The 12,862-nt window shown below is 35.5% G+C and carries 11 protein-coding genes; 3 read left to right on the forward strand and 8 right to left on the reverse strand.

Features of this window, described 5'->3' with window-relative positions:
• Positions 1–173: 173 nt before the first annotated feature.
• From ACFQU5_RS08305 to putP, 5 genes are all read right to left on the reverse strand, one after another.
• On the reverse strand, positions 174–1,400 hold the full coding sequence (locus tag ACFQU5_RS08305; protein WP_390286954.1) for a DUF5068 domain-containing protein: 1,227 nt from the start codon (positions 1,398–1,400) through the stop codon (positions 174–176).
• 298 nt (positions 1,401–1,698) lie between these two features.
• A complete protein-coding gene (locus ACFQU5_RS08310) occupies positions 1,699–2,583 on the reverse strand; it encodes a DUF6612 family protein (protein WP_390286676.1) in 885 nt (294 codons plus the stop codon).
• Positions 2,584–2,743: 160 nt separating this feature from the next.
• On the reverse strand, positions 2,744–4,231 hold the full coding sequence (locus tag ACFQU5_RS08315) for a peptide MFS transporter (protein ID WP_390286678.1): 1,488 nt from the start codon (positions 4,229–4,231) through the stop codon (positions 2,744–2,746).
• A gap of 306 nt (positions 4,232–4,537) precedes the next feature.
• A complete protein-coding gene (gene hflX, locus ACFQU5_RS08320; RefSeq protein WP_390286680.1) occupies positions 4,538–5,824 on the reverse strand; it encodes a GTPase HflX in 1,287 nt (428 codons plus the stop codon).
• 250 nt (positions 5,825–6,074) lie between these two features.
• Complete coding sequence (putP, locus tag ACFQU5_RS08325) at positions 6,075–7,565, reverse strand: sodium/proline symporter PutP (protein ID WP_390286682.1); 1,491 nt, start codon at positions 7,563–7,565, stop codon at positions 6,075–6,077.
• A 273-nt stretch (positions 7,566–7,838) separates the two neighbouring features.
• On the opposite strand from putP, the gene ACFQU5_RS08330 reads away from it, so the two are divergent.
• From ACFQU5_RS08330 to ACFQU5_RS08340, 3 genes are all read left to right on the forward strand, one after another.
• Positions 7,839–8,999: a class I SAM-dependent methyltransferase gene (locus tag ACFQU5_RS08330; protein ID WP_390286684.1), complete on the forward strand. Its 1,161-nt coding sequence runs from the start codon at positions 7,839–7,841 to the stop codon at positions 8,997–8,999.
• A 237-nt stretch (positions 9,000–9,236) separates the two neighbouring features.
• Positions 9,237–9,857, forward strand: coding sequence for a DUF47 domain-containing protein (locus ACFQU5_RS08335; protein WP_390286686.1), 621 nt, complete (start codon positions 9,237–9,239; stop codon positions 9,855–9,857).
• Positions 9,858–9,873: 16 nt separating this feature from the next.
• A complete protein-coding gene (locus tag ACFQU5_RS08340; RefSeq protein ID WP_390286688.1) occupies positions 9,874–10,890 on the forward strand; it encodes an inorganic phosphate transporter in 1,017 nt (338 codons plus the stop codon).
• Between the two features lie 45 nt (positions 10,891–10,935).
• Here the strand turns inward: ACFQU5_RS08340 and ACFQU5_RS08345 are convergent, their stop codons facing one another.
• From ACFQU5_RS08345 to ACFQU5_RS08355, 3 genes are all read right to left on the reverse strand, one after another.
• Complete coding sequence (locus ACFQU5_RS08345; protein ID WP_390286690.1) at positions 10,936–11,106, reverse strand: hypothetical protein; 171 nt, start codon at positions 11,104–11,106, stop codon at positions 10,936–10,938.
• Between the two features lie 13 nt (positions 11,107–11,119).
• Positions 11,120–11,578 (reverse strand): hypothetical protein, encoded by a 459-nt coding sequence (locus tag ACFQU5_RS08350; RefSeq protein WP_390286692.1) that lies wholly within the window; start codon positions 11,576–11,578, stop codon positions 11,120–11,122.
• A 111-nt stretch (positions 11,579–11,689) separates the two neighbouring features.
• Positions 11,690–12,769 carry an AI-2E family transporter gene (locus ACFQU5_RS08355; protein WP_390286694.1) on the reverse strand — a complete coding sequence of 360 codons (1,080 nt, stop codon included), beginning with the start codon at positions 12,767–12,769 and terminating at the stop codon, positions 11,690–11,692.
• Positions 12,770–12,862: the final 93 nt, after the last annotated feature.

Here is a 12,862-nt window from a genome sequence, read left to right on the forward strand (position 1 = left end):
TTTTCAGGGTTTTAATATCCAAAGTTTTATCAAATCAGTTTAAAAGATAGACAGTAAAGTTAAAAGATTCTTTTATTTAATCCAAAAAATGGCTGAAGACAAAGTCATTTTCAGACAATATCTTCAGCCTCTATTATATATTACCTCGAATATGTGCTTCCTATTTCAGAGTATTAGAAAGAAAATACAGCTGTTTTTCCTTTAGAAATATCCTTTGCGTCTTGATTTCGAATTGGTCCAACTTCCACTTCAAAGGATTTGTTTTTCCAGATTTTTTCATACTGTTCCTTATCAAGGGTATATATTTGCAATAGCTCTCCAGATTCTCCAGCTGCAATCAAATCGTCGTAGCTATAATTTAGCAACATGCCCTCTCCAAGCATATACTGGGTACCATCGTTTACAGTCAACTTAGAAGAGATGGAAGACAGACCGATAGCATCTGCTCCCTTATTGTCTAAATTGAACTTAACTGTTAGCAACACGATCCCAGTTTTAAAACTTTCAAAACGTGGTGCTTCTACCTCGTTTGGAGTGAATTCTGTAAATTGGTATCCGTCCAGTGTTACTGTAACGTCCCCTAGTGCCTCACTTTTGCCGATGCCACTTTGTTCTTTCAACATCTTCTTTTCACCCATGTCAGCAACAGTAGCTTTATCTTTATAAAATGCCTCATTAGATTTAACTTTATCAGCTCCTGCTGTGTTCAAGCTCAGTGTGAACTGCCCTTTTTTTCCTATTGCTGAACCAAAATCATCCTTTACGGCTAGCGCTGCAGGAACTTCAACTGCTGTTGTGGATACGTTTAATGCAGCTTGCAAATCATCTTGACCAAATGGATAAGTATAGTAGCCTGTTACCGATTCACCAGCTTTAAGTAAGTAATCATTTGAGGGTGATAACTTTTCAGATAACTGATCTTCAAGCGGCAGCAGATCTCGATAATTGTTGTATGCTTTTTGAGCACCTGTAAAAGATAAATAGAAAAATGGCGTATAATACATGTCTTTGTCCAATTCGTTCTTAACTGTATATTGAGCTACAATAACACCGCCATTTGTTTGATCATTAAACGGAATACTAAAATCCGTATGGAAATCTTTCAGCTCAACAAGTGTATAGTTATCTAACGAGACCGTTACACCTTCCATTTTATGAACTTGTGGTTCTGTATTTTCATAAAGAACTTTTGCTGTTCCTTCTGTTTCTTCTTCCATATATTTAATTAAGTCGGAAATATCGCCAGATGCATTTGCAGCAGACGTTGTTTCTACAACTTCTTCCTTAGTCTTCTCAACTTCTTCAGTAGTTTCCTCTGATGCATCTACGTTTACATCTTCCTCAGCCTTTGTTGATTCTTCGTCGCTGCCACAAGCACTAAGAATTAGTGATGTTAGCATTATGGCTAGAAGAGTACTCCATGATTTACTTAATTTACTCAATGTCCTAAAACCTCCAATTCTCAAACTAGTAACATCCTAACACATATATAATACTGGTAATATAAGTAAAAGGTGGCAAAATAAAGTCCCATATAGCGACTTAAGTATTTTACATATTTTGTAAATTATTGATACCAATTTATTCACATCAATATTGATTGCTTTATGACTAGCGCATCATATATGTTTGATTACTTTTGACAAAAAAAGAGTTAAACCCAAGGAAAATTTACTCCCTGTGTTTAACTCTTAAAATTTAGTACTGTACTTCTACTGCTTGATCGATCACTTCTTGAGGCACTGCTATATCCTCTACTGCATTAAAGTTATTGAACGCGATTTTAGCATCTGTATTGACAGTGATGGCTTCACCTTCAATTTCAAGCGTCATATTTACAACCGTATCCATTTTATGAATATCAAATGTTTCTTTATCAATCGTTATTACATAATTCACAGTATCAAAGCTCATATTTTCGAACAATTGTTTATCTTCCTCAGTCATTCCTAGCATCTCACTGAGTTGCATTTGTTCTAGAATAAATTTGCTAAACTCTTCGCTAGCTGCATTCATTGTTAAAATGTACTCCGATTCTGTCTGTTCGAATTTAAAATCATCGATAAATGTTTGCAACTGCTTTAATTGATCTGATACATCTGCTTGATTTGCTGTTTGTCCAACAATTGCATCAAATTGCTCTGATGGCAGTTTCAGCCATTGCTTTGTTTCAGAGTCGTGCATGAATAGACCTTCTTTTGCCATGTACATTTCCATATCTAGATTTGTTTCTTCACCCGTCTCAGGGTCAGCCATTTGAATTGTTCCATCCATATATGTTTCAAGCGGTTCAACAATCATATCCATTTTCATATTACTAATTGTACTCATTTCAAAACTCTCAGTACCACTACCAAAAATCATTTTTTGATTCATCTTGATATCTGCACTGCTGCTTTTTAATTCGTTTTGTCGCTCGATTGCCTTTTCATATACTTCTTCTAAAGTCAGCTCACTTTTATTGCTAACCTCTTGACCTCCTGCTTCATCTTCTGAACCTGACGTAGGCTCGGCCGTACTATTACAAGCCGATAATACAAGTAAAAGGAAACTTGCTAAACAAATCATGACCCATTTTTTCACTTTATCCCATCCTTTCAAATACAGGGTACCATTTATTAACGTTTAAGAAATGGAAAAGATGTCATTTTTTTCTATATGCCAGTAAAATAATTCCTTTCTACCAAAGAAAGTGGGCCCTCGTACTTAATTGAGGTACCCACTTTCCATATCAAAAATACTATTAATTTACTCCACGCATTGCTCTTGAAATAATTGGTGTCAAGACTACTAAAATAATACCTAAGACAATAGAAATTCCACCAAGAGTACCGAAGTAAGTAATTTCAGTTACTGCTTCATATATTCTAACTAACTGAGCATTTATTGCCTGGGCTGCAGCACTTGTTAAGAACCATAAAGACATTGTTTGGGCCGCAAATGCAGCCGGTGCAAGCTTTGTTGTTGCTGATAAACCTACAGGCGATAATAGCAACTCCCCTACTACTACTAGGAAGAAGGAAAGAACTAACCACCATGGGCTAACAAGTTCTGTACCACCAGACATTGTCGCCGGGATCATCATTACTAAGAAAGAAGCTCCCGCAAAGAATAATGAGATGGCAAATTTCTTAGGTGTTGACGGTTGGCGGCTGCCAAGTTTTAACCATAACCATGCAAATACTGGTGCAAAGATAATAATGAATAAAGGATTTAACGACTGGAACCATGAAACGGGAATTTCAAAGCTTCCAATAGTGAGATCTGTACGAGTATCGGCATATGTAGCTAATATTGTGGCCCCTTGTTCTTGAATCGCCCAGAACATAACCGCCGCAATAAATAATGGAATATAGGCTAATACACGAGATTTTTCATCCTTCGTTGTTTTAGGACTGCGATACATAACGATAAAGAAAATTGTCGGAATTAATACACCTAGTGTTGTAATGATTAAACTAAATATTGCCATTGTTAAATTTCCGGTAGTGTATAAAATCACTCCAATGATCAATACAGCAACAATACCAATAACAACATTTCGAATTGTTTTCTTTTTTTCTTCACCCTTTAGTGGGTTAGGAACTTCAAGACCAGCTAAACCTAAAAATTTCTTTTGAGTCACATAAAAAACAATTAATCCAATAAGCATACCAACAGCAGCAATACCAAAGCCTAAATGGAAATTATATCGTTCACCGACAAACCCGATGATTAATGGAGATATAAACGCACCCATATTAATCCCCATGTAGAAGATGCTGAAGCCTGAGTCACGACGGTTGTCGCCCTCTGCATACATATCTCCAACAATGGTTGATACATTTGATTTTAATAAACCTGTACCAATGATAATAAATGCCATCGAGATTAATAATGCTGTAAGTCCACCCGGAAATGCTAAGGCAATATGCCCGATCATGATGAGTATTCCACCATAGAATACAGTTTTACGTGTACCCCAAATTCGGTCAGCAAACCAACCACCAATAATTCCTGACATATAAATTAACGACCCATAAAGAGCCATAATTGAGTTTGCTGTTCCTCGATCTAATCCTAATCCACCTTCATGTAATTCGTAATACATGTAAAGTATAAGAATGGCACGCATTCCGTAATATGAGAATCTTTCCCAAAATTCTGTAAAGAATAGTGTTAATAATCCTTTAGGATGTCCAAAAAAACCTTTTTGAGGAACGGATTTGACTATTTCGTCTTTACTATACATAAAGATACCCTCTTCCGTTAAATTTTTTCATATTTTCCGACAATTCAAGTTGCAAGATTGACTGTCAGAAAACTTCATTTTATTACATTAAAGCATAATTAAAGTTTTTTCAATATATTATACAAAAGTTAGAAATTTCGCTTTCTTCTCTATATTCGCTATATTATTGAGATTTCCAGATTTTTTTAATATATTGAAATAATTATAAAATTTAATTTTCCATAAATCTCACAATCTGTTCTCATCTATCAGAAGTATTTGGCAAAAAAAAAGAGGCAACGACATATTCATCGTTACCCATTCATGCTATTTTATAACATATTGTTCATATTTTTTTAGATCTGCGTCTTTTAGTTCAACAATTAATTTCGTCCCTTGTTCTTCATACTCTGTGCCCTTCACTTGTGCATTGGCATTCAGATATGATACAACATCCCCTCGGTCAAATGGAATAAGCATTTCGCACTCCACGTAGTCGGAAAAGACATGCTGTCGGATTAATTCCACCAATTCATCTAGACCTGCGCCATCCTGTGCCGAAATCCAAATATTATCCCCGCTCACTAATGGATACTTTACATTTGCCAAATCCGATTTATTGTAGACATAAATCGTTGGGATTCCTTCAACATCTACTTCACCTAACGTTTTATTCGTCACATCCATCATAAATGGATGCTGTTCATTTGAAACATCCACAACATGCAATAATAGGTCTGCTTCCCTTGCTTCTTCCAATGTAGAACGAAAGGCTTTTACTAAATGATGTGGAAGTTTACTAACAAATCCAACCGTATCTGTCAGTAAAAATGTTTTTCTATCCGGCAATTCGATATTGCGAACGGAGGTATCGAGTGTTGCGAATAGCATGTCCTTTTCAAATACCTGTTTATTATCTTCTTGCCCTATTCGCTTAAGAAGGCGGTTCATAATTGTGGATTTCCCAGCGTTTGTATATCCCACAAGAGACACTACAGGAACTTCATTTTTACGACGTTTCTTCCTTTGAGTTTCCCGAATGCTTTTGACAACCTCTAGATCTTTACGCAGTTTTGCTATTTGGTCTTCGATTTTTCGTCGATCTAATTCTAATTTTGTTTCCCCTGCACCACGGTTTCTGAATCCACCACCTGTTCCTCCACCTTGACGAGATAATGAAGCATGTAAGCCAACTAGTCGAGGCAGCATATATTGCAATTGAGCCAGCTCAACCTGCATTTGTGCTTCTCTTGTATTCGCACGGCGATCAAAAATATCTAAAATCAGCATTGTACGATCAATTACTTTACACTCTAGATCATGTTCAAGGTTTCGAATTTGCGAAGGTGATAATTCATCATTAAAGATGACAAGGTTTGCTTCAGCCTCATCTACAAAATGTTTTATTTCTACTATTTTACCTGTTCCTACATAATGGGAAGGATTTACCCTTTCCAAGTTTTGTATAACACTTCCAATTACCTCAACTTCCAGTGCCTCTGCCAAACTTTCTAACTCTTCCATTGAATAATCAAAATTACGATCGTTTTGCAAATTGACGCCTACCAAGACTGCTTTTTCAATAATTGTTTCTACCTCTTGCAGATTTGTCACTAAGATACCTCCCTGATTAAAAACGCGGCTTATAGTCTGTTTTTTAAAGTTAGCCTCTAAAGCTTTTACGTAGCTTCTTCAAGTTTGTTGAATCCTTTTTACTTTTATATTGTGTATTCCCTTCTATCGTATCATATAGTATATGCTTAATTACCATTTCAATTACGTTGCAAAACTTATTCTGTTTTATCCCTTATGACTGTCCACATAAAAAAATGTCTCAAAAGTTGATACTTTTGAGACATTACTTTTATTTTTCTTTTTCGGAATTCAATAACTCTAATGTTTGATCAAATTCTTTTTCAATTTCAGCATTTTTCTTATAAGTAATTAGACTTACAATAACTGTTAAGATTAAGTTAATGATGAAACCAGGTACGATTTCGTATAACATCCCCGATAATGCTTCACTCTGTCCCCAAACATAGGCAACAACAGCACCAGCGACCATCCCAACTAACGCTCCAATATTAGTAAGTTTTTTCCAATATAATGCAAGCAGAATAGTCGGCCCAAATGCCGCACCAAATCCAGCCCATGCAAATCCAACTAAATCAAGAATAGAACTGTCTGGATTCCACCCTAAGAATGCTGCTATAACGGATACTACAAGTACCGCAAGTCTTCCAGCCATTACATAATGCTTATCTGAGGCATCTTTTTTGAATAACGCTTTATACATATCCTCTACGAGTGCAGAGGAAGTTACGATTAATTGTGACGAAATTGTACTCATAATCGCAGCTAAAATAGCCGCTAACATAATTCCAGCAATGAATGGGTGGAATAAAATTTGCCCCATAACAATAAAGATTGTTTCCGGATCATCAATTGTTCCTCCATTTTGTTGGAAATAAGCTAATCCTACAAGTGCAGTACAAGTTGCTCCTAATAAACTTAAAATCATCCAACCAATTCCGATACGGCGAGCTTGTTTAGTCTCTTTTACCGATTTAATCGCCATGAATCGAACGATGATATGAGGTTGCCCGAAATACCCAAGTCCCCAAGCTACAGATGAAATAATCCCAGCTGCTGTCGCTGTTGATGCAAATAAGCTAAATTGCTCTGGATTAACAGCTTTAATGGAGTCAATTGTTTCTCCAAGTCCACCAGTGAAAAACAATCCAAAAATAGGAACTAACACCAAAGCTAAAAACATGATTAAACCTTGTAAAAAGTCTGTGTAACTAACGGCTAAGAATCCACCAAATAATGTATAACCAACTGTAACCGCACTAACAATTAACAATCCAGTATGATAGTCAAAACCAAATGAACTTTCGAAGAATTTACCACCAGATACCATCCCTGATGACACATAGAACGTGAAGAACACTAGAATAACAATACCTGAAACAATACGAATTAATTTAGTATTATCACGAAGTCGGTTATCCAAGAAACTCGGAATCGTAATGGAATCTTTGGAAACTTGTGTGTATACCCGTAAACGTGGTGCAACAAAGTACCAATTTAACCATGCACCGACTGTTAAGCCGATTGCTATCCATGCCTCCACTAATCCTACTGCATAGATTGCTCCAGGCAGCCCCATTAATAGCCAACCGGACATATCCGCAGCCCCGGCGCTTAAGGCCGTTACAGCTGGACCTAAATCGCGCCCACCCAGCATATAATCGTTTAAGTTTTTTGTTCTTCTATACGCATACCATCCAATAATAATCATGGCAAGCATATAAATAATAATTGCTAATAATTGAAATGCGTGATCGGACATCCCTAATCCCCCTTGACTTTATTTTATATTTTTAATGAAATAGCGACATTATAAAGTAAATAATAGCATTTTTCAGAATAAGGCTACCTCATTGAATATAATTTAACATATTTCCTTTAAAAGGTGTTTAAAAATTTTGAAAAAATAATATTTCTATACTACTGTTATTATTTTATTTCTAATGATTAAATACTACTCAAGAAAGAATTTAACACTTCATTAATTAGCTATGTTAAACTATTGCCATCAATTTATAAGAAAAGGCTGATACCCATGGACTTCGAACAAATGAAAAAAGAGTTTTTAGAACACATACAAAATAAGGAACTAATTAACGCAACGATTAGCCAACCACGGCAAAAATCAGATGATTTGAAACGTGTTAAATTGAAGCCCATTGAGCTAAAGGGTGTTTACCAAATTCAAATTGAATATCAATATGAACGAATTCTTAAACACGAAAATGTTATACTCGAAAAGTTTTCTGATTCCTTCGATATATTAATACCACAATTCCGTCAAATACATGCACAATTTAAAAGCCAAAATATACACATTCAGCTTTCCAAGAAAAACAAAGTATTATGGAAAACTGAAAAGTTAACAGAGACAAAGGAAGTTAATCTCTCACACAATCGCAAAAAACAATACTTATTAGACGACACAACGCCTTATCCGTTTTTAATTCGTCTTGGTGTTCAAACGGAAGAGGGCAAAGTAAAAAAACAAAAATATGATAAGTTCAAACAAATCAACCGGTTTGTTGAATTTATAGATGATGCACTTGAGCATTTACCAAAAGATCGCCAAATCCGAATTCTCGACTTTGGTTCGGGCAAGTCCTATTTAACCTTTGCTCTATACCACTATCTTAAAGTAGAAAAGGGATTGGATATTCGTGTTACAGGGCTGGATCTAAAAAAAGAAGTAATCCAGGAATGCAACAAGATTGCTCAAGATTTAAACTATGATCAGCTTGAATTTTTAGTTGGGGACATAAACGACTACAATGATGAAAATTCAGTGGATATGGTGGTGACTTTACATGCTTGTGATGTTGCAACGGATATGGCATTAGCACGAGCGGTAAAATGGGGGGCAACAGTTATTTTAAGCGTTCCATGTTGCCAGCATGAATTAAATCGTCAACTTCATTCTCCTGCTATGGAAATTATGACGCAACATGGCTTAATAAAAGAACGTTTTGCTTCTCTAGCTACGGACTCAATTAGGGCTGAGCTACTCACATTAGTGGGATATGAGACGCAAATTTTAGAGTTTATCGATATCGAGCACACACCAAAGAACATCTTGATCCGTGCATATTTTTCTGGTAAAAAACCATCCCAACAACAATTGGAACGATACCATGCATTTACACATTTCTTATCGGCAAAGCCCTTTTTAGAAAATGAACTAAAAGAATTTTTATAAATGGATTTCACATAATAATTAAACTATAGGCAAGTATATTAAGTAAGAACTACTTCATTAGCGTCTACCATTTACTATAAAAGTAAGAAATTGTTATTTTGAAACTCCCTTATATTACAGCAATGTAAATTTTGTTTAGTTCAAGTTAAATTATGTATAGATTTTATTGATATTTTGTTATGATGATTTAGGTTTTAATTTACTATTAAATTCACACGTATACCAGGGGGCAATTCCATGTTTAGTTCAAGAAAACCAGATCCATTTTTCTTATCTTTACACAAGATAGCAGAAAATATGAGAGAAGCTATACATTACGCTAGAGATTTCAGGATTGAAACTGTTGCTGATCTAAAAGAAATAAGCGTAAAAATGAAAAAGTATGAAACTGATGGAGATCATTTAATCCATGAGTTGATCGTTATGCTAAATAAATCCTTCATGACGCCAATCGAGCGTGAAGATATTTTAGCTTTAGCTAATAAGATGGATGATGTGTTAGACGGTGCAGAACATTGTATCGCACATTTTGAAATGTTCTCCTTCATAGAAGTAGATGAGTCAATGAGAAAATTCTTTGATTACATTTCAAGTAGTGCAGATGAAATTGTTGCAGCAACTGATCTTCTAAATAAAAAAGACTTAATTGCAATGCGTAAACACATTATTCTTATTAAAGATTACGAACGTGAATGCGATGAAATTTCCCGTTCCTCAACAAAGCAGTTGTTCCTTAAAGAAAAGGATCCAATTCGTTTAATTAAGATGCGTGATATCTATGATCAGTTAGAAGAGATTGCGGATTCATGCCAAGATGTAGCGAACACATTAGAAACAATTATTATGCGTAACGCGTAAGAGTCAGGAGTTCAAAATGGATATTATATTATTACTGACAATATTAGTCGTAATTTTTGCTTTAGCATTCGACTTTATTAACGGTTTCCATGATACAGCAAACGCAATTGCGACTTCTGTTTCTACCCGTGCATTACCACCGCGCGTTGCTGTGTTATTAGCTGCTGTTATGAATTTTATCGGGGCAATTACATTCGTTGGTGTAGCTAAGGCAATTGCCAAGGATATCGTTGACCCGTTTTCACTAAATGCGACTACAGATGATACAACTGGAACAATCGTTATTTTAGCAGCTCTAATATCTGCTATTACTTGGAACTTACTTACATGGTACTTCGGTATTCCATCGAGTTCTTCTCATACATTGATTGGCTCTATTGCCGGTGCTGCAATAGCTGCAGGCGGTTTTAGTATTTTAAATTATGGTGGGTTTAGCAGTATTTTAATCGGTTTAATTGCTTCTCCATTCCTGGCATTAGCCATTGGTTTTATTTTCATGTCATTATTTAAAGTACTATTTAAAAACTTAAACCTTTATCGAACGAATAAAGGTTTCCGAACAGTACAAATTATCACTGCCGCAATTCAATCCTTTACCCACGGTACAAATGATGCTCAAAAAGCAATGGGTATCATTACAATGGCATTGATTGCTGCAGGTTTACAAGCAGATGATGAAGTACAAGACTGGGTTCGTATTGCCTGTGCGATCGCTATGGGGCTTGGAACTTCAATTGGTGGTTATAAAATCATCAAAACTGTTGGTGGAAAAATTATGAAGATTCGACCAGTAAACGGTGTTGCAGCAGACTTAGCATCTGCATCCATTATTTTCGGAGCAACTGTCATTCATTTACCTGTGTCAACAACACATGTAATTTCTTCAGCCATTATGGGTGTAGGTTCTGCTCAACGTGTTAAAGGGGTTAAATGGGGCGTGGCCCGTAAAATTGTGCTTACATGGCTAATCACAATGCCAATTTCTGCTCTGATGGCAGCAATCATTTTCTTCGCTTTAAATCTGTTTTTTTAAATAACAAAAAACCAAACGAAAAATGCTCGTTTGGTTTTTTATTATTTATAACAGGTTCATATTGGCTTCTTCAGGTATGACGATTGAGGTTTGAACTTCCCCATTAGTCGGTTTAGGTTCATATGTTGCAAAAAATATTTGCATTATTGTTACGATCACTATGCAAACCAAGATTATAAATCCTACAAAGTATACGGCTACTTTTTTCCCATTCATAAACGGTACTCCTTTATTTTTTCAGCTTAAATCCTTCATCAAGCAAATACTCGACTGCATCCTCACGTGTTCCAAAAGTTTCTTCTAAATTATCTTGATAATATATATTCCAATCTCGCTGATGGTGTCTTAACTCTAATGTTAGGCCCTCTCGGGAAGTCCATTTTTCAACAACCGGTATGTCCAAGTCTTCCGATAAAAAATCAATGGCGTCCCGAATGATATCACGTAATGCGTGTTCTTCAAAATCCCGTATATTGACTAATCCTTTATCACTTGCCAATTTATCATATTTCAATAAATCTCCTACATATACAAAACCATTTCCATTTGGATGTAATTTTTCAACTACAATCGTTTTTTCGTATAAACTTTCTTCAAAATGATAGTTTACACGTTTCATGGAAATCTCTTTTTTCGTTAGCTCTGGAAACGATTCAATAATTGCCTGTTTTTGTTCAAATGATAACATAATGAGCTCCTTTTATCCTCTTGTGTAGATATTTATAATTTCTTTTTTACAATACACTAAAATGAAATACAGTACACCTTTATAGGTATACTGTAAAATGCTTTAAACTTTTTAAACTGTTTTTGTTGCTGCCTCTTTAATCTTTTTCCGTTCTTCGTAAATATTTTTTACGACTGCTTTTATAACAGCATAAGTTGGAATCGAAATTATGATAAATAAGAAGCCGCCAATATTTCCTGCCGCCAATACAATCGTGATCACCGTTAATGGGTGGACATCCAATGATTTCCCCATAATATTCGGAGTGATTAAGTTACTTTCCAATTGTTGAGCAACTAATGTAATAACAGCAACCCATACGACTAAGATTGGATCTTGGATAACCGCGATGATAAGTGCTGGAGCTAAAGAAATCCATGGCCCGATAAAAGGAATCATATTCATAAAGAAAGCGAAAATTGCAAGCAACAATGCGTAATCCAGGTCAATAATCAGGTACCCAATAAACATCATCGTTGCAAGGATTAAACTGATCAGCACTTGACCTTGTACATAATTTCTTAAAACATTATCAATATCTGCCAGGGTCTCTTTTACCCAAGTTCTTCTTTCGCCAGCAAAAATATTATAAATATTTGGCGCGAATTTTTCATGATCTTTCAGCATGTATATAAAGAAGAATGGCACTAAAATTAATGTAAAGGTCGCGGCCACCGTTCCACTGACAAAGCTTACAATGTATTTACTGCCTGACATCGCGATATCTTGAATGGAGCTTGAAACGGAATTCACAAATGTCTCAACTTGGGGTGGAAGATTATCCCGATTATCTAAAACAAAGTCGGCCGCCTCCATAATACTATTTTCAATATTCGGGGCATTTTCCACTAGATTATTCACCTGTTCAGAGATTGGGTTCCCAATCATCAATAGAATTCCTGTCACGATACCCGCTAGCAAAAGGACAATCGTTAGTATGCTTCCCCATCTGGGTGCACCCTTCTTTTCCATAAGTCTCTGCAAGGGTTCAGATATATAATAAAGCACTCCACCTAATAATAATGGGATAAAAATCGTTTTGATGATGATATAGAATGGATTAAAAATCCAATGAATTTCAACCACATATTTTATTATTAAAAGTGCAATAATCATGCCAATTCCTACTTGGAACCACACTTTTTTCGTCACTAACAATCACCTCTTTCCATATTGTTTCATTGATAATCATTTCCTATTCAACCAATTATATCTTACCAGATAAAAAAACTCCCGGAAATTAAA

The organism is Ureibacillus sp. GCM10028918 (assembly GCF_042666115.1).
Taxonomy (GTDB): Bacteria; Bacillota; Bacilli; order Bacillales_A; family Planococcaceae; genus Ureibacillus.

Excerpts from the sequence above, each read along its gene's own strand:
- ACFQU5_RS08305 (WP_390286954.1), bottom strand. The coding sequence starts at position 1,400 with ATGCTAACATCACTAATTCTTAGTGCTTGTGGCAGCGACGAAGAATCA.
- ACFQU5_RS08315 (WP_390286678.1), bottom strand. The coding sequence starts at position 4,231 with ATGTATAGTAAAGACGAAATAGTCAAATCCGTTCCTCAAAAAGGTTTT.
- putP (WP_390286682.1), bottom strand. The coding sequence starts at position 7,565 with ATGTCCGATCACGCATTTCAATTATTAGCAATTATTATTTATATGCTT.
- ACFQU5_RS08330 (WP_390286684.1), top strand. The coding sequence starts at position 7,839 with ATGGACTTCGAACAAATGAAAAAAGAGTTTTTAGAACACATACAAAAT.
- ACFQU5_RS08335 (WP_390286686.1), top strand. The coding sequence starts at position 9,237 with ATGTTTAGTTCAAGAAAACCAGATCCATTTTTCTTATCTTTACACAAG.
- ACFQU5_RS08340 (WP_390286688.1), top strand. The coding sequence starts at position 9,874 with ATGGATATTATATTATTACTGACAATATTAGTCGTAATTTTTGCTTTA.
- ACFQU5_RS08345 (WP_390286690.1), bottom strand. The coding sequence starts at position 11,106 with ATGAATGGGAAAAAAGTAGCCGTATACTTTGTAGGATTTATAATCTTG.
- ACFQU5_RS08350 (WP_390286692.1), bottom strand. The coding sequence starts at position 11,578 with ATGTTATCATTTGAACAAAAACAGGCAATTATTGAATCGTTTCCAGAG.